Below are 23,392 nucleotides of genomic sequence, written 5' to 3' on the forward strand. Positions count from 1 at the left end.
AAACTGAACCATGAGTTCGGCACAAGACGGAAGGCTACGATCGAGATGAGCAACACCGACGCCACACCCACTGAGATCCGCTGCCGCACCGAGGACCCTCCGGTCGGTGACACCCGGAATCCACGCGTCGAGATCATCACCTCGCGTGAGGTGCCTCTCGGCGGTCCGCGTGCCATGCCCGTGCGACGCACCCTTCCTCAACGACAACGTTCCCTCATCGGCGCGTGGTGCTTCGTCGACCACTACGGACCCGACGATGTCTCGGTCACCGGAGGCATGGACGTCGCACCTCACCCTCATACCGGCCTGCAGACCGTGAGCTGGCTGTTCACAGGAGAAGTCGAACACCGGGACAGCGACGGAGTGCACGCCATGGTCCGCCCTGGCGAGATGAACCTGATGACCGGTGGCCACGGCATCTGCCACTCGGAGGTCTCGACACGGGCGACGACCACGCTTCACGGCGTGCAGCTGTGGGTGGCTCTGCCCGACTCCGACCGCGAGGCCCCGCGCGAGTTCCAGCATTACGTACCCGAACCCACCGACCTCGGCGGCGGCACCGGCAAGGTGTTCCTCGGAACCCTCGCCGGCGACACCTCGCCGGTCCGCACCTTCACACCGCTACTCGGTGTCGAAATCGTCATCGACGCGGGCGCGACCCTCACGCTCGACGTCGACTCCGCGTTCGAGCACGGGATCCTCGTCGACACCGGAGAAGTTGCGCTCTTCGACACCGTCCTGGAGCGCGCCGCACTCGGCTACGTCGGCACCGGCGTACCCCGGCTGACCCTGGCCAACCGCACCGACGAACCCGCGCGAGTGCTCCTGCTCGGAGGTACGCCGTTCGGGGAGGAAATCGTCATGTGGTGGAACTTCGTCGGTCGCTCCCACGACGAGATCGTCGCCTACCGCGATGCCTGGCAGAACGGGTCCGACAGGTTCGGGCGCGTCGAAGGATACGTCGGCGACGTCGCGAGGCTTCCTGCTCCGGGTCTGCCGAACGCTCAGATCCGTCCCCGCCGCAACCCACCCACCGCTGACCCGAACTGCTGACCCGAACTGCTGACCCGGAGAAACGATCATCATGAGCACCGCTGTCCACGAACCGCACCTCGACGTCCGCCGCGCAGACGACCGGCCCAAGACCAAGATCGCCTGGCTCGATTCGAAGCACTCCTTCTCCTTCGGGCAGCACTATGACCCCGCGAACACCCACCACGGCGTTCTGATGGTGAACAACGACGACATCGTCACCCCCGGCCAAGGTTTCGACACACACCCCCATCAGGACATGGAGATCGTCACTTGGGTTCTGAAGGGTTCACTCGTCCACCAGGATTCGACCGGTCATTCCGGCGTCATCTATCCGGGGCTGGCTCAGCGCATGACCGCGGGCTCCGGAATTCTGCACTCGGAGAAGAACGACTCGTGGCGTTTCGACGGCGCCACCGGTCTGCACGCAGAACAGCACGATGAACCCGTTCACTTCGTCCAGATGTGGGTGTTGCCCGACGAAGCCGGGGTAGCACCGGGATATGAGCAGCTCGAGATCGACCGCGAACTGCTCGCCGGTGACCTCGTACCCGTAGCGTCCGGGATGGACGACCACGCGGATCACGCGGCAATTCGCATCCGGAACCGGTATGCGGCACTGCACGTGGCGCGGATGCAGCCCGGGCGGCCGGTCACGTTGCCCGACGCACCGTTCCTGCATCTGTTCGTTGCGCGCGGCAATGTCGCTCTCGAAGGGGTCGGTCTGCTCGTCGAAGGCGACGCGGTGCGCGTCAGCGGCGGCGGTGGGCAACAGCTCACCACCGATACCGGTGCCGAAGTCCTCGTGTGGGAAATGCACGCCACCGTCGGCGGCTGACCGGGCCTGAGCACCACAGTAGGCTCGTGCCCGTGGACTTCTCTTCGGCCGATCTCGCCGCTACAGCGGCAGCGCTGCTCCGTGACGGTGGGCCGCGCACTCTGTCGGAGCTCGCGGCAGCTCTCGCCGACCGCGGATTCGGAGATCGCACGCAGATCGAGGCCGCGATCGAACTCGACGATGCCCTCTCCGACCCCGTCGTCACCGAGCTGCGCGACGGACGCTATGTCGCGCTCGATGCCGTGCTCGACGGGCGCGTTTTCGCTCATCGTCTCACCGCGGAAGAGATCGCGGCGAATGCCGTCGAATTGTTCGACGTATTGCTCCCCGCCTTGGTGGTCCAGGCCCATTCACCGATCAGCGTCGCTGTTCCCGGATTCCACGACGATATGCTCGCGTCCCGTTCACTGACCGACAAGCCCTGGGCGCAATTCGGGGTCGTCATCCTGCCCGAAGACGTTCTGGCTTCGCGCAAGGCAGGCGACCTCGTCGCGCTCACCGTCCGACACGGTGAGGTCACCGTCGAGCAACTCGGAGACGAAGCGATTGCGGGCACGGTCGGCGCGTGGGCCTCGGCGATCTCGGCGCGGGCCCCCGAATCGGATGTCTATCTCGAACTCGATCTGCTCGAGGCACTTGTCGCCGATCCGCAACTGGCCCGCGACCGGTGTGCCCCGCTGAGCGAACAACTCGTCGAGGCCGGATTCGCACGCGCAGGTAACAGGTTGATCCGGACGGATGTTGCACCGGCCGCGAGAGAAGCCGAACAGGAGACCGCAGCGTCCGGTTGGTTCGGCAAGACGTTCGGGCTCGACGAATTCTCGGCGCGCGCGGCCACTCGATTCCTGGCTGTTCTGGTGTCGTGGTCCCCCGAGAACGACGATGATCACATGCTCGAAGCCGATCTGGACGAGTACTTCGAGGATCCCGCCGCACTGACACCACTCGCAACTCCGGCTGTTGCGCAGCTGGTGGTGGACGAGGCGCTGCTCCGGCTCGGAATCGGACCGCGCGAGGTGACGCAGGCCGCGGAACAGCTCTTACGTCGCGGGCCTCGCGTCACCCGGGCCGTCGCACACTGGATGATCGGACGGGCCGAACTCGCGCGCGGCGACGTCCACGAGGCCGAACGCCGCTACCGACTCGCATCCTCGGAGAACCCCGGTTTCGCGCCCGCATCGGAAGGTCTCGCGACATTCGCATCGATGCGAGGCGAGACAACCACGGGTCTGCTGTTGCTCGAGCGCACCGCGACCGGAACGCAGCACCCCATGTATCCGTTCCTGCAGCATTTCAAGCCGGTCGAACACCCAGAACTGGGCCGCAACGACCGCTGCTGGTGCGGTTCGGGCCGCAAGTACAAGGTGTGTCACCTCGGTGAGGGCCGCGCCGCGCTCGAGCACCGCGCCGTATGGTTGTACGCCAAGGCAGGTCTGGTCATGGACCAACCGCGCTGGCAACGACTCTCGGCCGAGGTCGATCAGACCGACGACAACGTGCGGCTGGTAGCGGACGTCGTGCTGTTCGACGGTGGAGCGTTCGACGATTTCGTCGAGCACTGGGCTTGGATGCTTCCCGAGGACGAACGCGACCTCGCGCAGCGGTGGCTGGGTGCGGCACTGGTGATGGGAGTGCTCGAGGAGGTGCGTCCCGGCGACGGATTCACCATTCGCGACCCGAGCAACGGCACGACCACGCGAGTGATGGACCGGACTGTGGGTGACGATGTGGGCGTCGGTGAGACCGTCCTGGTCCGGCCACTCCCGGTCTGCGGGCAGTGGCACAACTACCTCGGTTTGCACCGCGTTCCGGACGGCGGCCACGACGCGGTCCGCGCGCTCCTCGACGCACCGGAGCTGTCCCCGCAGGCCCTGAGGCGTGTACTCGGGGACAGCGACCGGTGACGTCGAACGAATTTATGCGGTGTCCTGCTCGGAGGGGAGCAGTCGGGCCAGCACGTCGGTGAGGGTGATCAGGCCGACCACCCGGCTGTCGTCGGTCACTGTGGCGAGGTGATTCCTCGACTCGCGCATCGTGGCGAGCGCCTCGTACACCGGAATCGCCGCGTCGAGTGTCAGCGCCGGCCGCATGAGGTCTGCGGCGGTGACACTGTCGCCGGCCTGCAGGCTGTCGCGCACGTGGACGACACCGTCGATGTGGCCGTTGCCCCGGACGAGCAGCCGAAGGTGCCCGGTGCGGCGCACCACGTCCTGGATCTGTGCCACGGTGGCCTCGGGCCGGACACTGCTCGGATCCGCCTGGGGGGTGACGATGTCACCCACCGTGAGCGTCTCGAGTTCGAGTGCGCTGCTCAGATGCCCGTGGTACCGCTCGTCGAGTGTCCCGACCGTGGCCGAATGCTCGACGAGGTGGCGTAGTGCGTCCGGATCCTGGCCCGATGCGACCTGGTCCACCGGCTCCACTCCGACCTTGCGGAGCAACCAGTTCGCCATGTGGTTGAGCTGCATGATGAGCGGCCGCATGACCCACATGAAGCCGCGCATCGGCAGCGCGAGCAAAGTCGCCGACTTTTCCGGATGCGCAATGGCCCATGACTTCGGAGCCATCTCACCGACCACGAGGTGCAGGAAGGTGACGATGATCAGAGCCAGAACGAATCCGGCGACGTCGGCGAGCCACACCGGCGCGCCCCAACTTTCGAACGCCGGTGTGAGCCAATGGTGGACCGCAGGCTTGGTGATCGCGCCGAGTGCCAATGTGCACACGGTGATCCCGAGCTGTGACCCCGCCAGGAGCACCGAAAGCTCCGAAGCGCTGCGCAATGCAGCACGAGCCGATCGACTCTCCGGTGCCGCATCTTCGAGCCGGTGGCGTCGTGCAGCGATCAATGCGAACTCGACGGCGACGAAGAATGCACTCGCCGCGATCAACACGACGGTCGCGACTGCGACCACCCATGGATTATCCATGGTGCTTCACCTCGCCGTCCGTCTTGGCGTCCACCGCTGTGTCGTCGTTCGTGGCCTCGCCGCGCGCGCTTCCGTCGGTGCGTAGGGTCACGAAGATCGAGGACGGAACGTGCTTGTCGACCGAGCGGACCTCGGCAATGAGGAATTTCGCCGCAGGATGCGATTCGTGCACCAGATCCGCCGGATCCGGATCGACGTCGATTGTCACCGTGTCGCCGACCTCGGGAAGTCCGCCGAACTCTGCTATCACCAGGCCCGCGAGGGTTTCGTAATCCCCCTCGGGGAGTTCGGCATCGAGCGTGCGGACCACTTCGTCGAGGTGCGCATCGCCTCGGATGAGCCACCCGTCACCCGATCGGGTGATCACCTGGGTCTCCAGCGCGGGATCATGCTCGTCTGCGATCTCGCCCACGACTTCTTCGGCGATGTCCTCGACCGTGACGACTCCGGCGAAGCCGCCGTACTCGTCGATCACCAGCGCCATCTCCTCTCCCGCGGCGTTGAGCTGCGCAAGTACTTCGGGCAGTGCCAGGGTCGTCGGGACGATCACTGCGGATCGGCACACGTCTCCGGCCGTACCGGTCGGATTGTCGATTGCCAGGAGATCGTGCAGATGAACGACACCTCGAATGTCGTCGGACGAGGTGCCCGCAACCGGGTATCGGGTGTGCCCGGTACCCATTTTCTCGAAGACGCTGGCGACGGGTTCGTCGACGTCGACGAAATCCACGCGAGCACGGGGAATCATGGCGTGTTCTGCAGTGCGGGTGGGGAAGTCGAGGATCCGATCGAGCAGTTTCGACAGCTCGGGATGCAGCTCGCCGGTGTCGCGGGATTCGGCAACGATGTGCTCGAGATCCCGGGGTGTGGCCGAATGCTCCACGTCGTGGACCGGCTCGATCCGCAACACTTTCAGCAGCAGGTTCGACGAGGCATCGAACAGCCGGATGAGCCACCCGAAGAGCTTCAGGTACACCGTGGTGGACAGTGCGAGCCACCGGGCGACCGGCTCGGGCCGGGCGATCGCGAGGTTCTTCGGGACGAGCTCACCGAAGACCATCTGCACCACAGTGGAGAACAACACCGCGAGGACGGTGCCGACAGCGACGCCGACGGCGGTGGGCACTCCCACTCCTCCGAGCGCCACACCGAGGCCACTGCCGATGAGGGGCTCGGCGACGTAACCGACGAGGAGGCCTGTGATCGTGATACCCAGCTGTGCGCCGGAAAGCATGAACGAGGTGCGGCGAGTGACCGACAGAACGCGTGAGGCGACTTTGTCTCCGCTTTCGGCGCGGGCCTTCATCCGCGAGCGGTCGACCGCCATGTAGGCGAATTCCTGGGCCACGAAGTATCCGGTCAATGCGGTGATGGCCAGGACGACGAAGATTCCGAAGGCGATCCCGAGCGCGGTCAGCATTCGGTGTTCCGAGCGTCGGGAACGAACTGAGGTTCAGGGACAGGGTGGTCGTCCACGGACGGGGACGGGGCGGGTCTTCGAGGTTTGCGCTTGGCGCGTCTCATAGTTCTCTCTGTGTGTATTCGCGGACAGGTACCTGTTCAGGATAGGGGGTCCGCGCCGGTGCGGTGCGTCGACTGCCGTCGTGTCGGTGTCCCCTCGGCCCAAGCGCGGCGACGATGGTGGGGCGAAGAATGATCGGTGAACAAGGCGGAGAGCGTTCGGTTCCGGCGCGGCGTGAGGACCCTTACATCGAACTGGTGGGTAATTTCCATTTGTCCGATGTGTGAATAATGGCAGCGCAGGAAGTTTGCTCGACGCTGTGTAATTCGATCTTCTGTCGGTATTTTCCGAGTCTGTTTCAAGGCTTCGGCGACGAGTTCGGCCGCGGAAAGACTTCGGGCAGAGATACCTCATCTACCTGCGAAGATGTAGATTTTCTCACATCCGTGATCGATTCGTGATTGGGTTCCGACCGGCAGAATGTGATTTGTTTCTCACTCGTCTGTGCTGCGGAATCGGAATTCTCTGGTAACAATTGAATCGCGGTCGCTACCGCGACCGGACCGCTGTTGATTCTCCACAGATGGGATTTACACATGCTCGCTGACCTGGCCGAATTCTTCGTCAACGCCGCTGACCTCTTCGGGGCACTCGACTTCTTCAGCGGTTCCGCTGAAGGAATCAGCAGCGCCCAGCAGTAGTTCTGTCGATCATCGGACCCGGGGACTACGGCCTCCGGGTCCGACTCGTTTCCGAACATCGGGGCCGGGTGCGTGCGCGCCACCTATCCTGGGCGCTATGGCAATCGCAACCGCCGACCACGTCTCGCGCGACGAACTGCTCGACTTCGTCCGCCCCCGCCACCGTGGCGTATTGATCACGTGGCGGAAATCGGGCACACCACAGGTCTCGCCTGTGACTCTCGGCCTCGATGGCGACGGCAGAATCGTCATCGCGACCTACCCGCAGCGGGCAAAGGCGGTGAACCTGCGCCGCAACCCACGCGCGACCGTGTGCGTCCTGTCCGACGAGTTCAACGGTGCGTACGTCCAGGTCGATGGCGTCGCGGAGGTGCTCGACATGCCGGGCGCTGTCGAGCCGCTCGTCGACTACTTCCGATGCATCTCCGGGGAGCATCCGGACTGGGACGAGTACCGCGATGCGATGCGCGCGCAGGGCAAATCGCTCATCCGGATAACCATCGACTCCTGGGGACCGGTCGCCACCGGCGGTTTCCCGCCTGAGCTACGACGCTGACCGCGCTCCCCACCGAGGATCGGGTGCCGGGTGCTGCGGGCGATAGAGCTGGTCGGCGTAGGCCGGACCGTAGTACTGTTCGAGTTCTTCAAGGGTCTCGGGACCGTCGGGCACCATCGTCTTCGACAGTGTCGCCACCGAGGGCAGCGCGTCCGGATCCCAGGTGTCCGGGTCCCACAACGCGGACCGCATGAATGCCTTGGCGCAGTGGTGGAAGATCTCTTCGATCTCGATGACGAGGCACAGGATAGGACGGTGATCCTGCACGACGAGGTCGTCGAAGAACGGCGCATCGGTGATCAGGCGCGCGCGCCCGTTGACCCGTAGCGTGTCGCCGCGTCCGGGGATGAAGAAGTTCGTGCCCACGAACGGGTTTCGCAGGACGTTTCGGAAACCGTCCATGCGTCGGTTGCCGGGGCGCTCGGCGAGTGCGATCGTGCGGTCGTCGATCACATACGCCAGCCTGCCGGGTCGGTCACCTTTGGGTGATGCGTCGCATCGACCGGTCTCGTCGGTTGTGGCCACGACGCAGAACGGTGATGCGGCAAGCCAATCCACGTCGTACGGGTGCAACCTCGCACGTACCTTGTGTGCCGCGCGGAAGGTCGGCTCGCCGAAAAGTTCGGTCAACTCGGCGGAATCGCGAATCTCGGTCCAGGTCACGACGGGACAGTAACAACGCATGTCGGTACCCGCATCTAGAGTGAGCGCATGATGCTTCGGACTGTCGACGTCGGTGAACGCAGAGCGCGCCTCGCGGCTCGCCACCGCATTGCCCCGGCGTATCGTGCGGCCGACGCAGTCGAAGCCGCCAGGAGCATGGTGTGCCTGCACGGCACCGATCCTGCGACCGTGTACCTCTCCACGTGGTCGAGAGTCACCGACTTCTCCGCGGCGGAACTCGATGCCGCGCTCTACAGAGATCGGACGCTGGTCAAGCACCTCGCGATGCGTCGTACCGTCTTTGTGTTTCCGCGTGCCGCGCTCGCGGCGGCACAGGCCGGGGCAAGTAATCGGGTTGCAGCCGCTCAGCGCCGCAGCGTGATCAAAGACGCCGAACGGGCCGGCCTGCACCGGGACGGCGCACAGTGGCTCGACGACGCCACCGCCGGGGTTCTCGCCGCCTTGGCAGGTGGACGCGAGGCCACCGCGTCCGAATTACGTTCCGAACTACCTGTTCTCGACGCATCGATCGACTACGGCGTCGGGAAGTCGTGGGGCGGGAAGGTTTCCTTCGCCCCACGAGTCATGACGGTGCTCTCGGCCTCGGGCCAGGTGCTCCGGGCCTCCAACAACGGGTCGTGGCGAATCTCGCGTCCGAACTGGGTGCGGACTGCCTCGTGGTTGGGGGAGGAGATCGAACCGCGAAGTGAATCCGAGGGACTTCGAGACCTTGTGGCGATGTGGCTGGGCGCGTTCGGGCCGGGCACCGAAGCCGACATCAAATGGTGGCTCGGCTCGACGATCAAAGCGGTCCGAGCTGCGCTGACCGAACTCGCGGCTGTGGAAGTCGACCTCGACGGGCGTGTCGGCTATCTCCTCCCGGACGACGTCGACCCCGCGCCCTCTGCTGAGCCGTGGGGCGCCCTGCTGCCGTCTCTCGATCCCACCACGATGGGTTGGTTCGAGCGAGAGTGGTACCTCGGCCCGTACAAGCAGCAACTCTTCGACACCAGTGGAAACGCAGGGCCGACGGCGTGGTGGGACGGCCGGGTTGTCGGCACGTGGTGGCAATCCGACGACGGCGCCGTCCGGCTCCATATGCTCGAGGACGCAGGGAAGGAAGCATCGGCCTTTCTCACCGCCGAAGCTGCTCGGCTCGAGGAATGGCTGGAGGGTGTGCGGGTGCTGCCGCGATTCCCCTCGCCATTGGCCAAGGCCCTGGCTGCCGGATAGTTCAGGAATCCCGCAGCGCGGGCCGATCCGGATGTTCGAAGCGCACCACGATGTCGGCCGCGGAAGAGACCTCGGCCTCGTGTGCGAGTAGCGGGGAGATCGTCCAATGGTCGGCGGCGGGAGTTCCCCGTTCGAGCGCACCCCGGGACATTTTCAGGTCGACGGTCACATCGAACGGGATGCCTCGGCCGAGGAGCATCGGTCCTGCTACGACAAGCACGTGATCGTCTGCGGCGCCGACCCGGTGTGCTCGCGCCGACCGGTCGGTGGCCTCGTCCCACAACCGCGGCAGAAAGCGATGCCCGCTCTTCAGGGACGAGACCACCTCGCGGTCCAGCGCGTCGTAGTCGTACCAGCCCGACCGATAACTCTCTTCATCGGCGTGCCCGTGTTCGAGACGGAGCGAGGCAGGTCGGACGAAATCGTGCAGTGACACGGCGTGCGCGGGACGCCCCGCGGCGCGCAGGGCCTCGACAACCCGGCTCGCCAGATCCATCGGTTCTGCGGCGTCGGCGGCCGAAATTGCCATGGCGACCGGGCCCGGTAGTGCGTATGCACGTTCGGCGAGTAGTTCGGTGAGTACAGCAGGTGAGATCGGTGTGAACGACGCCATCCGATCAGGGTATCGCCGGCGTGACCCGACATCCCTCTGCCGCGATAGGGCCTGTGCGTCGGGAGAATCGAAGCCACGGATCGCATCACACGGGTTCGGGAGTCCTGGCCGACGCTGCGGCGCGGTCCGAGGCAGGCGCCCCGATCGCGCGCTTGGGTTGCGTCCGCACGTGGGTGATGTAGAGAGCGAGACCCACGAACACGACACCGCCGACAAGGTTGCCCAGAACCGTCGGGACCTCGTTCCAGATCAGATAGTCACCGAGGGTGAAGTCACCGCCGAGAAGCAGGCCGGACGGGAACAGGAACATGTTGACGACCGAGTGCTCGAAACCCATGTAGAAGAACAGCATGACGGGCATCCACATCACGAGAACCTTGCCCGGCACACTCTTGGACATCATCGCTGCGACAACGCCGGTGGAGACCATCCAGTTGCACAGCATGCCGCGGAAGAACAGGGTTGCCATGCCCGCCGCGCCATGCTCTGCATACCCGAGAGTGCGCGCTTCACCGATCTCACCGAGACGTTCGCCGACCGCGTCCGGCGGGATCGAATAGCCGTAGGTGAGGATGAAGGTGATCAGCACGGCCACGGTGAAGGCGCCGAGGAAGTTTCCGACGAAGACCAGAGCCCAGTTGCGGAGCATCGACCCGATCGTCACCCCCGGGCGTCTGTCGAGGTATGCGATGGGGACCATCGTGAACACCCCGGTGAGAAGATCGAAACCCAGTAGGTACAGCAGACAGAATCCGACCGGGAAGAGAATGGCTCCGAGGAGGGCGTTGCCGGTCTGCACGGTGACGGTAATTGCAAATGCTGCCCCGAGTGTGAGGATCGCACCGGCCATATACGCCCTGATCAGGGTGTCGCGGGTAGACATGAGGACCTTGCTCTGGCCGGCGTCGACCATCGCGCGGGCCAGCTCGGCGGGTGGAACGTAGGACACGGCAACCTCCTGATGCGAACAGTGCCGACCAGTGTCGGCGGGGTCGGTCACCGTGGCGTTTCGGAGCAGTAAGGATGCGTTGCGTTCTTCTCCGCAGGCGGTGGCTCGGGTTGTGAGGTCGCTCCATCATGTATATTGGCGGTGCTTCACGAGATGCCGTCGCCAAGCTCCGACTTGACGGCACGCCAACCCCACGCTCGCGGGTGGCTCGGATGACGAAGCGGCTCGCGGCCGACCGGCCCGGGCACGAGCGCCCCGCCCGGGGCCGACCCGGAGGAAATCATGACCGACCATATTCGCGGTACCGATCACGTAGGTGCTCACGAGTGCGCTTCGTTCGGCGACGGGCACCACGTACACTTCATCCGCGCCCGTAAGGCTTTCGACGATTCCGATCTCAGTGTCGGCGCGCTGGTGCGCGTCCTGGACGAGACGCGCGTCGAATTATCTTGGGATGGAATACGACTCGTATTCCGTCACCATGACACCGCTGCGATCGCCGACGCGGTCCACGCTTGTGGGGAGATCGGGACCTGGGTTCCGCAGTGGCGAGTGCTGATCCTGCCGGGCCCTGATCCGTATGTGCCTGCGACCTTCACCCTTGCCGCACCTGATCACTGGACGGACTGCGTACGAGGGCGCGTTCCGACGCTGACCTATGTGCCCGGCCGGTGACCCGTCGGATCAGTTCTGTTCGGCCTCGTGCCAGAATTCTGGAAGCTCTACTGCCAGAGCCTCCTTCGCTTGCATCGGTAGCGAATGGGTGGTGTTCGGGAAGATATCGACGAGTGCGCGCGGGAGTGTTCGTGCCCGCTGCACTGCAGTGTCGCCTCCGGCGAGCGAATCGCGTTCGGCGATAGCGACATAGGTGGGCATGGCGAGGGCCTCCATCTCGTCATCACTCAGGGGAGAAGGAATCGGCAGGACCGCCGAGAAGTGCTCCGAACCCGCGGCGATCATCTTCGCCATGTCGTCGTTCGAGTCGAACTCGGCCCCGCCTACCTTTCCGAGCGCGGTCGTGCGCCAGGACTCGGGCAGGAACGGGAGAGACGACACCATGGTCCACGCCATCATGCGGGCCGAGGGACGCGCGAAGGTGAAAACCGGTTCGAGGAGTGTCAGCGACCGGACCCTCTCCGGGAAATGCTGCGCGTATGTCGCTGCGATTGCTCCACCGAACGAATGACCGACGATGTGCACGGTGTCGGTTGCGAGTGCGTCGAGTGCGTCGGTGATCCAGATGGCCTGGTCGCCGAAGGAGGTGAGCGGAACATTCTGTACCGACAAACCGGCATCACCGAGTGCGTCGAAAGCAACAACCCGTCGGTGAGGTAGGAAGTCGTCAAGGTTCTCGGCCCACATCGGAACACCCGACGACCGGCCCGGCACCAGGACGACCGGAACGGTGTCCGCGGTGTCCGGGGAGCTCCACTCATAAGCGCGAACTGTGCCGAAGCGGGTCGCGAGGTCGTGGGTCGATGTGGGTGAGGGGAGTGAGGACATCGCTTGCTCGTACGCCGCGACGTAGCTCTGGCGTCCTTCTGCGTCGCGGAAATGACCCACGCCGGGTGCTCCGAAGAAGAACTGCTGCACGCTCACAGCACCCAGCGCTGTGAGCGCGGCGAGGACGACCAGCCCGCTGCGACGAAGCCATCGGTAACGCGGACGAGCTGGTGGTGGATGCTCGGTCCGGGAATCTGTGCGTGCGGCGTACTCACTCATATGCAACCCCTGATCGTCGAGTATCAGTACCTTTTGCAGTATAGGCATATTGTAAAATGCGGTCATGCCGAAAGTTGTCGACCATGCCGAGCGTCGCAAAGAGATTGTGTGGGCCCTGTGGGCGGTGATCCACGAGCGGGGAATCGACGGGGTCACGTTGCATGCGGTGGCTGAGGAGGCCGGCGTCTCGATCGGCAGGATCCAGCACTACTTCGAATCGAAACAGCATCTGATCCGGGCCGGAGCGCAGGAAATGGTCACCGGTGCCGAACAGGTTTATCGCGAACACGGATGCCCCGGTGATCCGAGATCGGCCCTCGCGGCATTGCTCACCCAGCCTGTTCCGACGAATGCACCCGCACGCGTCGGTGTCTCGGTCTGGTATGCCTACCTTGCGAAAGCGACGAACGATCCGTGGATCAGATCCTTTCTTGCCGACGCATCGGGTGGAACCGTCAGCGAGGCCGGGCGTCTACTCCGTCTTGTCGGGTTCTCCGAGGCCCGGGCGCACAACGAAGCCGTGAGGTTGGTTGCGGTCAGTACCGGTGCGACACAATCCGTGCTGATTGCGGGGATGGACGCGGACGCTGCGGTCGATCTCGTCCTTCGGGAGATCGACCGCAGCATCGACATCGGTCCGGAGGGAAGCCGCGAGTGAACTGGCCGATCACGCGTCGCCACTGCACCGTGTCGGTGGGCAGGTTCACCATGGTTCCATGGTCAACACTCATCACACATTCGACTACATCGAACTCGCCGCTACAGATCTCGGCGCCTCACGCGCATTCTACGAGGCTGCTTTCGGGTGGAAATTCAACGACTATGGTCCGAAGTACGCCGGTATCCGCGCCGCAGAAGGTGACGGGGAGGTCGGCGGGCTCACGACCCTGCGCGCACCGGGTACAGCCGGACCGCTGGTCCTGCTGTACTCGAGCGACCTCGATGCCTCGGTCGGTGCGGTCGAACATGCCGGGGGCACAATTTCGTCGGGGCCGTACGATTTCCCCGGAGGGCGCCGGTTCACCTTCCTCGATCCGAGTGGAAACGAACTGGGTGTGTGGTCCGAAGCGTGAACCCCTTCGACGAGCGCGCTTGTCATGGGCACCGCCGGTCGAGTACGACCGTCGGGCAGGCGAGGTTCAGATCGCGGCGTCGACCCATCGCGCCACGCCGGTCCGAGCGAGTTGCGGAATCTGCTCGGCCGACCACGGGCTGATCAGCCACGGAAGGGTTGAGGCGGTTTGCATATCGGCCCATGACACCCACGACCAGTCCATCACCTCGGACGGGTCGGGCTCGAGGCGGGATGCTGCGCGGGCGCAGAACACCGGACAGACTTCGTTCTCGACGGTCCCGTCGGCTGCCGTCGCGCGATAGCGGAAACGCGGCAACATGCATGTGAGGTCGTCGACCGCGAGGCCCAGCTCCTGCTCGAGACGGCGGTGTATCGCGTCCTCGAGGGATTCGTCGGGTCCGGGATGACCACAGCACGCATTCGTCCACACGCCGGGCCATGTGATCTTGTCCAGTGCGCGTCGAGTCGTGAGGACCCGGCCCTCGTCATCGAACACGTAGCAGGAGAATGCCAGGTGAAGCGGAGTGTCCGTGTGATGGACGGTGGCTTTCGGAGCTGTTCCGATGGGTCGCTCGTCCTCGTCGAGCAGAACCACGAGTTCGTCGTGGGCACGCGCTGTCATCTGGAGATCTCCGTTAGGTGCTCAGGGGTATCGGGCGACGTCTGACATTCGCCGGATCGAGCCTACCTGCGCGGCTCGAGCCGGCGATTCCGCATCGATCACATTTCGAAGCGATACCCACGTCCGGGCTCTGTGAGCAGGTGACGGGGATGCGCTGGATCGAGTTCGAGCTTGCGACGAAGCTGGGTGAGATAGACGCGCAGATAATGACTCTGGGTCGTGTAGGCCGGGCCCCACAACTCTGTGAGCAGTTCGCGTTGCCCGACGAGCTTGCCGCGGTTGCGGACGAGCATCTCGAGCATGCCCCATTCGGTCGGTGTCAGGTGCACGTCGACGCCCTCGCGTGTGACCTTCTTGGATTCGAGATCGACGGTGAAGTTCGCGGCCACCACCAATGGATCCGGAAGCCCGGAGATCGCGGTGGCGCGTCGGACGGCCGCGCGGATCCGGGCCAGAAACTCCTCCATTCCGAACGGTTTGGTGACGTAGTCGTCGGCACCGGTGTCGAGCGCAGCGACCTTGTCGGCGGCATCGTTGCGGGCAGAGAGCACGATCACCGGGGTGGTGCACCAGCCACGGAGTCCGGCGAGCACCTCGATCCCGTCGATGTCGGGCAGGCCGAGGTCGAGGACGATCACGTCCGGGTGGTGCTGCGCGACGGCACGCAGGGCCGTGGTGCCGTCGGCAGCGGTGACGACGTCGTACCCACGGGCTTTGAGGTTGATCCGCAGGGCGCGCAGGATCTGCGGCTCGTCGTCGACGACCAGGATACGAGTCATGGCTTCATCTTCGCCGGTGCAGTGGGGAGGTCGATGACCATGGTGGTGCCGCCGCCCGGAGTGTCGGTCGGGGTGAGGGTTCCGCCCATGACCTCGATGAACCCTCGTGCCACAGTGAGTCCGAGACCTGCACCCCCGGTCGTGCGCTGATCGCCGGCCCGAGGAAAAACGGTGAACGCGTCACCGCGCTCGTCGCGTCGCAGCCCGGGGCCGCGGTCGACGACGGTGACGATGTTGTGGTCGTCGGCGATGGTCGCGCCGATGAGGACCGGACTGCCCGGCGCGTACCGCAGCGCGTTGTCGATGAGGTTCGCCAAAGCCCGCTCGAGCAATGTCTCGTCGGCGCAGACGGTTGTGTCGTCGACGTCGACCTCGATGCGTTCTCGGAGGGCGAGCACGTTGTCGTGGCCACCGTTCGCGAGAGTGAGCACGGCACGTTCGACCACGTCGTCGAGATACACCAGATCCAGTGCCGGAGCGACGACCCCGGACGCGAGGCGCGACGAGTCGAGCAGATTCGTCACCAGGCGGGTGAGTTGATCGGTGGATTCCTCGATCGTCGCGAGTAATTCGGACGTGTCTTCCTTCGAAAACTCGATGTCGGTGCTGCGCAGACTCGATACGGATGCCTTGACCGCCGCGAGCGGCGTGCGCAGATCGTGACTGACCGCAGACAGCAGCAGCCGTCGTAGCCGGTCGGTTTCGGCGAGCGCCGAGGCGTGGGACGCTTCGGCTGCAAGCTCACCTTGCCGGACCAACCCGGCGATCTGTCCGGTGACAGTGGTCAGGATCCGTCGGTCGCGTGGACGCAAACGACGCCCGGACAGCAAGAGCATGTACCGCCCCTCGTCGATCTCGCACACGGTGTCGGCGTCGTCGCGCGAGGTCGGTATCTCGACGCCGGCGCTGTCGAGCACAACGTGGGTGTCGCCCTCGACTCGCAGGACGGCCACACCCTTCTGACCGTAGGTCTCCCGCACCTTGGCAAGCAGTGTGTGCACGTCTGCACCGCGCAGGACGGCCCCGGCGAACAGCGCGAGCAGTTCGGCTTCCTGCGACACGAAACGAGCTTCCCGCGCACGCTCGGCGGCGGCGTCGACGAGTGCCGCCACGGCCACGGCCACGATGAGCAGCACGACGGTGGTGACGAAATTCTCCGGCGCGGCGATCGTGAGGCTGTGGTGGGGTTCGGTGAAGAAGTAGTTCAGCAGTAGGCCGGACAGCAGCGCCGCCACGATGGCCGGACCGATGCCGCCGAAGAGGGCGACGGTCAGCACGACGACGAAGAACAATGCCTCTTGGCCTGCGACACCCACGACGCGATCGACCAGCATCATCAGTGCGGTGGCAGCGAGGGGGATCACGACTGCGGCGAGCCACGCCTGGAGCCGTCGTTCGTGACGCCCCAGCACGGCGACCTTCGGTGTGCCCACGGCATGTTCGTGAGTGACCGTGTGCACATCGATCTTGCCGGAGTCGCGGACCACGGCTGCTCCGATACCCTCGTCCAGGATGCGGGCCCAGCGTGAACGCCGTGACGTCCCGATCACGAGTTGAGTGGCGTTCACCTCTCTCGCGAACGCGAGCAACGTCGAGGGTACGTCGTCGCCGACGACCTGGTGCATCCCCGCACCCAGGCTTGCGGCGAGCTTCCGGACCGTGCTCATCCGGCGTTCCGAGACACGGGTGAGACCATCCCCGCGGACGATATTGACGACGACCAGTTCGGCGCTGGCCTTGGCCGCGATCCGGCTCGCACGACGGATCAGAGTGGCGGACTCGGGGCCGCCTGTGACGGCGACGATCACGCGTTCGCGTGTTTCCCACGTGTCGGTGATGGCGTGCTCGCCGCGATATTTTGCGAGCGCCACATCGACCTGATCGGCAAGCCACAGTAACGCGATCTCGCGCAACGCCGTCAGGTTCCCCTCACGGAAATAGCTGCGCAGCGCAGCGTCGATCCTGTCCTGCGAGTAGACGTTGCCATGCGCGAGCCGCCGCTGCAGCGCTTGCGGAGTGATGTCGACGAGCTCGACCTGCTCGGCTCGGCGCACCACCGTGTCCGGGACGGTTTCGCGTTGCGCGACGCCGGTGATCTGCTCGACGACGTCGTTGAGCGATTCGAGATGCTGGATGTTGACGGTGGACAGGACATCGATGCCTGCGTCGAGCAGTTCCTCGACGTCCTGCCAGCGCTTCTCGTTTCTGCTGCCCGGCACGTTCGTATGGGCGAGTTCGTCGACCAACGCCACCGCGGGCCTGCGTGCGAGCACGGTGTCGAGGTCGAGTTCGTCGAGTTCGACTCCCCGATACTTCCACCGCCGAGGCGGAACTGTTTCGAGACCTGTGACCTGCTCGGCGGTGCGGACACGCCCGTGGGTGTCGACGATCGCGACCACCACGTCGCCGCCGCGCGCAAGGCGTCGATGCGCTTCTCCGAGCATGGCGTACGTCTTTCCTGCACCCGGCGCTGCGCCGAGGTAGATCCTCAGGAGTCCGCGTCGAGTCGCGGGACCGGGGTTTTCGCTCATCGCCACTTCACGGTCCGGTGGTGCATCCGGGTGAGGTCAGCCCGAGTGCCACGTTCAGTTCAGGCACATTCACCCTTTCCTCGCCGAGAAACCCGAATTGCCTGCCCTCGGTGTGTTCGGAGACGAGCTCGCGGACGTAGTCGATGTTCAGGCCTGTGACCCGGGCCACTCGGGGGATCTGCAGTTCGGCGTAGTCGGGGGAGATGTGGGGGTCGACGCCGGACCCCGACCCTGTGACCGCATCGGCCGGTACCTCCTCTGCAACCACAGCTTCGCGGACCGCGATCGTCGCGCGGCGCTCCTCGATGAACATTTCCAGGATATCGCTGCTCGGGCCCTGGTTCGACGGGAGCGCGGCTGCAGGGTCGCCCGGAGCGAAAGGGTCGTCCTCGGCGACCGACCCGACCATCCGCAGATGGAAGAACGGGTCGGGATCGCCGGGCGCGACCTGCGGATCCACACCGATCAACCGGCTACCGACGACGCACCCGTTCGTGTCGGTCAACGGCGCTCCCTCAGCGCTGTCGATCCCGAGGCGGCTCACCGCCCACACGGTCGCGGGATACCCGACGCCGACGGCGGCGGTGAGCATCAGCAGCAGGACCGCGCCCACGCGGAGTTGACGCAGGAAATTCATCGTGTGCATGTCCTATCCCATTCCCGGTACGAGTCGAACCACAAGGTCGATGAGCCAGATGCCGACGAACGGTGCGGCGACGCCACCGAGGCCGTAGACAAGCAAGTTGCGGCCCAGCAACGACGACGCGCTCGACGGCCGATAGCGGACTCCTCGCAGTGCCAGCGGAATCAACGCGAGGATCACGAGCGCATTGAAGATCACCGCCGACAGGATCGCGGATTGCGGGGTCGCCAGGCCCATGATGTTCAGTTCCGAGAGTTGCGGGTAGATCCCGCTGAACAACGCGGGCAGGATTGCGAAGTACTTGGCCAGGTCGTTGGCAAGGGAGAACGTGGTCAGGGCACCGCGCGTGATGAGCAGTTGCTTGCCGATCTCGACGACCTCGATCAGCTTGGTCGGGTCGGAATCGAGATCGACCATGTTGCCCGCCTCCTTTGCGGCGGAGGTCCCGGTATTCATCGCGACACCGACATCCGCCTGCGCGAGCGCGGGTGCGTCGTTGGTGCCGTCTCCGGTCATTGCGACGAGGCGGCCACCGCGCTGCTCCGAGCGGATCAGTGCCAGCTTGTCTTCGGGAGTCGCTTCGGCAAGATAGTCGTCCACACCCGCTTCCCGCGCGATCGCTTCCGCGGTCAGCGGATTGTCGCCGGTGATCATCACGGTCCGGATCCCCATCGCACGCAGCTGGGCGAATCGTTGGGCCATACCGGGTTTGACCACATCGGAGAGTTCGACGACGCCGGCAATCTCTCGTCCCTGTGCGACCACCAGCGGCGTGCCGCCGCGACCTGCGATGTCGTCGACTGCCTCGGTCACCTCGCGGGGCACAACCCCCTTCTGCTCGCGCACCCAGCGTGCGATGGTGTCGGCGGCGCCTTTGCGGACACGGACGATGTTTCCGGCGTCGAGGATGTCGACGCCGCTCATCCGGGTCTGCGCGGTGAACGGCACGAACTCGGCAGAGTTCTCGGCGGTCGAACTGTGGGAGTCGAGCCGGTACTGCTCTGCACACAGTCGGACGATGCTGCGTCCCTCCGGAGTGCCGTCCGACAGACTGGACATTCTCGCTGCGACGGCCAGATCGTGTTCGGTGACGCCGGGCGCAGGATGCAGTGCAGTGGCGCGCCGATTGCCGTAGGTGATCGTGCCGGTCTTGTCGAGTAGTAGCGTGTCGATGTCGCCTGCTGCTTCGACGGCGCGGCCCGACTTGGCCAGGATGTTGCGCTGCACGAGCCGATCCATTCCTGCGATACCGATCGCCGACAGCAGCGCACCGATCGTGGTGGGGATCAAGCACACCAGCAGCGCGATCAGCTCTATCGACCCTTGTTCCGCACCGGCATACGCGCTCATCGGCCCGACCGCGACCACCGCGAGCAGCAACACGATCGTCAAGGCGGCGAGAAGGATGTTCAATGCGATCTCGTTGGGGGTCTTCTGCCGGACCGCACCTTCGACGAGCGCGATCATGCGGTCGACGAACGTATGTCCGGGCTCGGCGGTGACCCGGACGACGATGCGATCGGACAGCACCGTGGTGCCGGCAGTGACAGCACAACGATCACCTCCGGATTCCCGGATCACGGGAGCGGATTCGCCGGTGATCGCGGACTCGTCGACCGTCGCGATACCGTCCACCACATCGCCGTCACCTGGGATGACCTCTCCGGCTTCGACCACGACGAGGTCGCCGACCCGTAGCTGGGTGCCGTTGACCGACTCTTCGAGATCCGGGGCGACCAATCGGCGGGCGACGGTGTCTTGCTTGGTCCTTCGTAGTGACTCGGCTTGGGCCTTGCCGCGTCCTTCGGCGACGGACTCGGCGAGGTTGGCGAACAACAGGGTGAACCACAGCCATGCGGCGATCGCCCATGCGAATGTGCTCGGGTCGACGACGGCCGCGATCGTTGCGATCACAGACCCGACCAGCACGACGAACATCACGGGATTGCGTGCGACGTGTCGCGGATCGAGCTTGCGGAATGCGCCGGGGACGGCAGCGGAGAGTTGACGAGCGTCGAACACGCCCGCGGTGATGCGTTCGGCATTCACCTCGGCGGGTGCCGGGTCGGGGGAAGTCGTGGGAGTAGTGGGTGCGGTCAATGCAGTGTCTCCGCAATCGGGCCCAGCGCAAGGGCGGGGAAGAAGGTCAGTGCTGCCACCAGAACAGCTGTGCCGGTGAGCAATCCGGCGAACGCGATTCCCGAGGTGGGCAGGGTCCCTGAACCTGCGGGCACACGTTGCTGTGAGGCCAGGGATCCGGCGAGCGCGAGCACGAACACGATCGGCAGGAAACGCCCGAAGAGCATGCACACCCCGAGGCTCGCTTGAAACCAGTCGTTCGTGACGGTGAGCCCGCCGAACGCGCTGCCGTTGTTGTTCGCCGCCGATGCGTATGCGTAGAGCACTTCGGTGAATCCGTGAATCGCACCGGGTGTCCCTGGATCCCCAGAATTACCGAGTGCGCCTGCTGTAGCAGGAAGAACAACGGCAATTGCGGTGCCGATCAGCACGAGGGCGGGCATCACCAGGATGCTCAGTGCGGCGAGGGTGATCTCCCTCGTACGCAATTTCTTGCCGAGGAACTCCGGTGTGCGGCCGACGAGCAGCCCGCCGATGAACACGGCCACCATGGCGATGACGAGAATGCCGTAGAGTCCGGTCCCGGCCCCACCCGGCGCGATTTCGCCGAGCAGCATGTTCAGTAGCAGGGCGCCGCCACCGAGTGGTGACATGCTGTCGTGCGCAGAATTGACCGCACCTGTGCTCGTGCCCGTGGTGGACACCGCGAAGAGCACTGAACCCGGTATGCCGAAGCGCACCTCTTTACCTTCGAGCATGGCACCCGCCGCGTCGGCGGCGACACCGTGCGTGCGGGTTTCGGCCGTGAGGGTGATCGCGAGGATCGCGGTATAGAGCGCCGCCATCACTGCCAGCACCGTCAGCCCCTGGCGCCGGCTACCGATCATGGTGCCGAATGTGCGGGTGAGCGCGACCGGAATGAGCAGAATCGCAATGATCTCCACGATATTGCTCACCGGTGTCGGATTCTCGAACGGGTGCGCCGAGTTCGCAGCCAGCACTCCGCCTCCGTTGGTCCCCAGCTCCTTGATCGCCTCCTGTGACGCGACCGGAGCCAGCGCGGTGGTCACCGCGTTCCCATCGAGTCCTGCCGCGACGAAACCACTCCGATAGGACTGGATTACGCCCTGACTCAACAGGATCATCGCGATGACGATCGAGAGCGGCAGCAGGATGCGTAGTGTGCCGCGGGTGAGATCCACCCAGAAGTTGCCGAGCTCCCCTCCTCGGCCGACGCGCACGAGCCCGCGAATCAACGCGACGGCGACGCCCATACCCACTGCGGCGGAGACGAAGTTCTGCACTGCGAGTCCGGCGGATTGTGTCAGCGGGCTCATCGTTGTTTCGGGAACGTAAGACTGCCAGTTCGTATTGGTGACGAACGAGATCGCGGTGTTGAACGCGACGGCGGGACTGACACCCTCGAGTCCGTGGTTCAGCGGCAACACACCCTGGATCCGTTGCAGGCCGTAGAGAAGGAGCGCGCTCGCGAGCGAGAAACCGAGCACGCTGGTGGCGTACCCGTACCAGGTTTGTTCAGCGCGGGAGTCGATGCGGCACGCCCGGTAGAGAAGCGTCTCGATCTTCAGATCCTTGCTCCGAAGCCCGGTCTCGGTGGTGTACACCTTCGCCATGTAGTCACCGAGAGGGACATACACCACGGCGAGCACCGCGGCTACCAGTGCAATCTGCAGTCCCGCAGCAAATGCAGGAGTCATGGCGGCGTCAGAACCTCTCCGGATCGAGCAATGCGACGAGGAGATACACCACGGTCACCGCGGCAATCACAATCAAAGCAGTGGTTGTCACTCCGGCCCACGTCACCTGCGTCCCCCAGTCGTGTGGAGGTCGATGCTGTGGAGGGCGCGCAGCGTCAGAGCGCACGTCACGATCCCAGCGATCAGAAGCGCCACATAGGCGGCGTCTGCCATCTCGTTTCCTGTCGTCGACACGGATCGGCGCCGGTCGGCGCCGCATCACACCATCGCGTCCGATCAGCGTGGTCGGAGTCGATCCATACGAAATCTTGACGCTTCCGTCCGATGTCCTGACGTTTCGCTTACGCTCTGCCGACTATCGACCCGCACTGTGGGTCGCAACGAAAACCAGGAAAACGACGAACAATCCGGTTATGCCGAGCACTGCACCGATCAGGGCGTCCCGCTGGTTGTCGGCCACGCCCTTCTCCACACGCATCATCCCGATCCAGCCGCATACCACCGCCACCAGTCCGGCCGGGACGGTGACCAGATCGCCGACGATGGGAACGATGGCGAACACCACCGCAGCGATCCCGGCGACGAGAGCTGTGCTGCCTGCGCCGTTGCGATAGGGCGACGGTGTCGAGGGATCTGAATGCATACCGCGAATTCTGTCAGGAGACAGAGATGCCAGAGAGATCGAACTCGCGTCGGCACCTGTAGCGGTGTTTCTTCTCGCACTATCTCGGCGATGCACGCGCGCCGACCCACCATTACGCTCGGGGGTGGTAGCTGCCATAGACGTCACCCACCGAATCGGCGCCTCACGGGCACCGCCACTTCCTACTTACGGGACGTGATCGCATGAGCAACATCGCACCCATGAACGACACCACACCCACCGACGACACCGCACTCAGCATGACAGCTCGCTACCAGGGGCGGAATCTCCAAGTGTCCGGCCCGCACCGGATCTATCCGTCCGGATTGTGGTATTTCCGTTCCGCAGATTCGGACCCCGCCCCGACGTGGATTCCGGCAGGTGACATCCGCGAAGCGCCGGGAGGGAACGCGCGGACGGACGCCGACGACCGAGGTCTGGTCGGAGCTGTCGCACGTCCGTTGTTCGTCACCGGATTGAGCTTTGCGATCGCTGTCTCGGCGTGGGTGACCTCGTTCTTCGAGGCCCGCCTCGGCGCAGTGGGTGCCCGGCCGTCGAGATGACGCGTGACCGCCGTCGTCGGATGGCCCGCGGGGACTCGTA

23 protein-coding genes and 1 riboswitch are annotated in these 23,392 nt (G+C 64.9%); of the genes, 9 read left to right on the plus strand and 14 right to left on the minus strand.

Annotation, left to right across the window (positions count from 1 at the left end; genetic code table 11):
• Window positions 1–45 precede the first annotated feature (45 nt).
• Genes ACTDXD_RS23050 through ACTDXD_RS23060 form a run of 3 tightly spaced genes read left to right on the plus strand, consistent with a single transcriptional unit; the run spans window position 46 to window position 3,774 of the window.
• The gene (locus ACTDXD_RS23050; RefSeq protein ID WP_440124506.1) at window positions 46–1,053 is read left to right on the plus strand and encodes a pirin family protein; all 1,008 of its coding nucleotides are present in this window, start codon (window positions 46–48) and stop codon (window positions 1,051–1,053) included.
• A 31-nt stretch (window positions 1,054–1,084) separates the two neighbouring features.
• Window positions 1,085–1,870 (plus strand): pirin family protein, encoded by a 786-nt coding sequence (locus ACTDXD_RS23055; RefSeq protein WP_440124507.1) that lies wholly within the window; start codon window positions 1,085–1,087, stop codon window positions 1,868–1,870.
• 32 nt (window positions 1,871–1,902) lie between these two features.
• Window positions 1,903–3,774, plus strand: coding sequence for an SEC-C metal-binding domain-containing protein (locus ACTDXD_RS23060; RefSeq protein WP_440124508.1), 1,872 nt, complete (start codon window positions 1,903–1,905; stop codon window positions 3,772–3,774).
• Window positions 3,775–3,786: 12 nt separating this feature from the next.
• Here the strand turns inward: ACTDXD_RS23060 and ACTDXD_RS23065 are convergent, their stop codons facing one another.
• Together ACTDXD_RS23065 and ACTDXD_RS23070 are read right to left on the minus strand one after the other, a co-directional pair.
• The gene (locus tag ACTDXD_RS23065; RefSeq protein WP_440124509.1) at window positions 3,787–4,800 is read right to left on the minus strand and encodes a hemolysin family protein; all 1,014 of its coding nucleotides are present in this window, start codon (window positions 4,798–4,800) and stop codon (window positions 3,787–3,789) included.
• A complete protein-coding gene (locus ACTDXD_RS23070) occupies window positions 4,793–6,220 on the minus strand; it encodes a hemolysin family protein (RefSeq protein ID WP_440124510.1) in 1,428 nt (475 codons plus the stop codon). The genes ACTDXD_RS23065 and ACTDXD_RS23070 overlap by 8 nt, the downstream gene beginning before the upstream one ends.
• A gap of 840 nt (window positions 6,221–7,060) precedes the next feature.
• Here ACTDXD_RS23070 and ACTDXD_RS23075 point away from each other — a divergent pair.
• A complete protein-coding gene (locus ACTDXD_RS23075) occupies window positions 7,061–7,519 on the plus strand; it encodes a PPOX class F420-dependent oxidoreductase (protein WP_440124511.1) in 459 nt (152 codons plus the stop codon).
• On the opposite strand, the gene ACTDXD_RS23080 is transcribed toward ACTDXD_RS23075, so the two are convergent.
• Window positions 7,508–8,182, minus strand: coding sequence for an MSMEG_1061 family FMN-dependent PPOX-type flavoprotein (locus ACTDXD_RS23080; RefSeq protein WP_440124512.1), 675 nt, complete (start codon window positions 8,180–8,182; stop codon window positions 7,508–7,510). The genes ACTDXD_RS23075 and ACTDXD_RS23080 overlap by 12 nt on opposite strands.
• Window positions 8,183–8,230: 48 nt before the next feature.
• On the opposite strand from ACTDXD_RS23080, the gene ACTDXD_RS23085 reads away from it, so the two are divergent.
• Window positions 8,231–9,415 (plus strand): winged helix DNA-binding domain-containing protein, encoded by a 1,185-nt coding sequence (locus tag ACTDXD_RS23085; RefSeq protein ID WP_440124513.1) that lies wholly within the window; start codon window positions 8,231–8,233, stop codon window positions 9,413–9,415.
• 1 nt (window position 9,416) lies between these two features.
• Here the strand turns inward: ACTDXD_RS23085 and ACTDXD_RS23090 are convergent, their stop codons facing one another.
• Window positions 9,417–10,028, minus strand: a complete 612-nt coding sequence (locus ACTDXD_RS23090; RefSeq protein WP_440124514.1) for a uridine kinase — start codon at window positions 10,026–10,028, stop codon at window positions 9,417–9,419.
• An 85-nt stretch (window positions 10,029–10,113) separates the two neighbouring features.
• Window positions 10,114–10,977 carry a formate/nitrite transporter family protein gene (locus tag ACTDXD_RS23095; RefSeq protein WP_440124515.1) on the minus strand — a complete coding sequence of 288 codons (864 nt, stop codon included), beginning with the start codon at window positions 10,975–10,977 and terminating at the stop codon, window positions 10,114–10,116.
• A gap of 144 nt (window positions 10,978–11,121) precedes the next feature.
• A riboswitch (SAM riboswitch) is annotated at window positions 11,122–11,234 on the plus strand.
• A gap of 25 nt (window positions 11,235–11,259) precedes the next feature.
• Between ACTDXD_RS23095 and ACTDXD_RS23100 the strand changes: the two genes are divergently transcribed.
• Window positions 11,260–11,652 carry a hypothetical protein gene (locus ACTDXD_RS23100; RefSeq protein ID WP_440124516.1) on the plus strand — a complete coding sequence of 131 codons (393 nt, stop codon included), beginning with the start codon at window positions 11,260–11,262 and terminating at the stop codon, window positions 11,650–11,652.
• A gap of 9 nt (window positions 11,653–11,661) precedes the next feature.
• On the opposite strand, the gene ACTDXD_RS23105 is transcribed toward ACTDXD_RS23100, so the two are convergent.
• Window positions 11,662–12,699 (minus strand): alpha/beta fold hydrolase, encoded by a 1,038-nt coding sequence (locus ACTDXD_RS23105; RefSeq protein WP_440124517.1) that lies wholly within the window; start codon window positions 12,697–12,699, stop codon window positions 11,662–11,664.
• A gap of 64 nt (window positions 12,700–12,763) precedes the next feature.
• Between ACTDXD_RS23105 and ACTDXD_RS23110 the strand changes: the two genes are divergently transcribed.
• A complete protein-coding gene (locus ACTDXD_RS23110; RefSeq protein ID WP_440124518.1) occupies window positions 12,764–13,357 on the plus strand; it encodes a TetR/AcrR family transcriptional regulator in 594 nt (197 codons plus the stop codon).
• A 58-nt stretch (window positions 13,358–13,415) separates the two neighbouring features.
• A complete protein-coding gene (locus ACTDXD_RS23115) occupies window positions 13,416–13,772 on the plus strand; it encodes a VOC family protein (RefSeq protein WP_440124519.1) in 357 nt (118 codons plus the stop codon).
• A gap of 66 nt (window positions 13,773–13,838) precedes the next feature.
• On the opposite strand, the gene idi is transcribed toward ACTDXD_RS23115, so the two are convergent.
• The 8 genes from idi to ACTDXD_RS23155 all read right to left on the minus strand — a co-directional run bounded on the left by idi (window position 13,839) and on the right by ACTDXD_RS23155 (window position 22,789).
• A complete protein-coding gene (idi, locus tag ACTDXD_RS23120) occupies window positions 13,839–14,396 on the minus strand; it encodes an isopentenyl-diphosphate Delta-isomerase (protein ID WP_440124520.1) in 558 nt (185 codons plus the stop codon).
• Between the two features lie 98 nt (window positions 14,397–14,494).
• Entirely contained in the window at window positions 14,495–15,175 is a 681-nt protein-coding gene (locus ACTDXD_RS23125; protein WP_440124521.1) for a response regulator, read from the minus strand.
• The gene (locus ACTDXD_RS23130) at window positions 15,172–17,706 is read right to left on the minus strand and encodes a DUF4118 domain-containing protein (RefSeq protein ID WP_440124522.1); all 2,535 of its coding nucleotides are present in this window, start codon (window positions 17,704–17,706) and stop codon (window positions 15,172–15,174) included. The genes ACTDXD_RS23125 and ACTDXD_RS23130 overlap by 4 nt, the downstream gene beginning before the upstream one ends.
• A gap of 7 nt (window positions 17,707–17,713) precedes the next feature.
• Window positions 17,714–18,352, minus strand: coding sequence for a potassium-transporting ATPase subunit C (locus ACTDXD_RS23135; RefSeq protein WP_440124523.1), 639 nt, complete (start codon window positions 18,350–18,352; stop codon window positions 17,714–17,716).
• A 3-nt stretch (window positions 18,353–18,355) separates the two neighbouring features.
• Complete coding sequence (gene kdpB / locus ACTDXD_RS23140) at window positions 18,356–20,398, minus strand: potassium-transporting ATPase subunit KdpB (RefSeq protein WP_440127766.1); 2,043 nt, start codon at window positions 20,396–20,398, stop codon at window positions 18,356–18,358.
• Window positions 20,399–20,445: 47 nt separating this feature from the next.
• Entirely contained in the window at window positions 20,446–22,146 is a 1,701-nt protein-coding gene (gene kdpA / locus ACTDXD_RS23145) for a potassium-transporting ATPase subunit KdpA (RefSeq protein ID WP_440124524.1), read from the minus strand.
• A gap of 7 nt (window positions 22,147–22,153) precedes the next feature.
• Window positions 22,154–22,252: a potassium-transporting ATPase subunit F gene (locus tag ACTDXD_RS23150; RefSeq protein WP_440124525.1), complete on the minus strand. Its 99-nt coding sequence runs from the start codon at window positions 22,250–22,252 to the stop codon at window positions 22,154–22,156.
• Between the two features lie 249 nt (window positions 22,253–22,501).
• Complete coding sequence (locus ACTDXD_RS23155; RefSeq protein ID WP_440124526.1) at window positions 22,502–22,789, minus strand: hypothetical protein; 288 nt, start codon at window positions 22,787–22,789, stop codon at window positions 22,502–22,504.
• A 203-nt stretch (window positions 22,790–22,992) separates the two neighbouring features.
• On the opposite strand from ACTDXD_RS23155, the gene ACTDXD_RS23160 reads away from it, so the two are divergent.
• Window positions 22,993–23,352 (plus strand): hypothetical protein, encoded by a 360-nt coding sequence (locus ACTDXD_RS23160; protein ID WP_440124527.1) that lies wholly within the window; start codon window positions 22,993–22,995, stop codon window positions 23,350–23,352.
• Window positions 23,353–23,392: the final 40 nt, after the last annotated feature.

The organism is Rhodococcus sp. SJ-3, from assembly GCF_051918125.1.
Taxonomy (GTDB): Bacteria; Actinomycetota; Actinomycetes; order Mycobacteriales; family Mycobacteriaceae; genus Rhodococcus.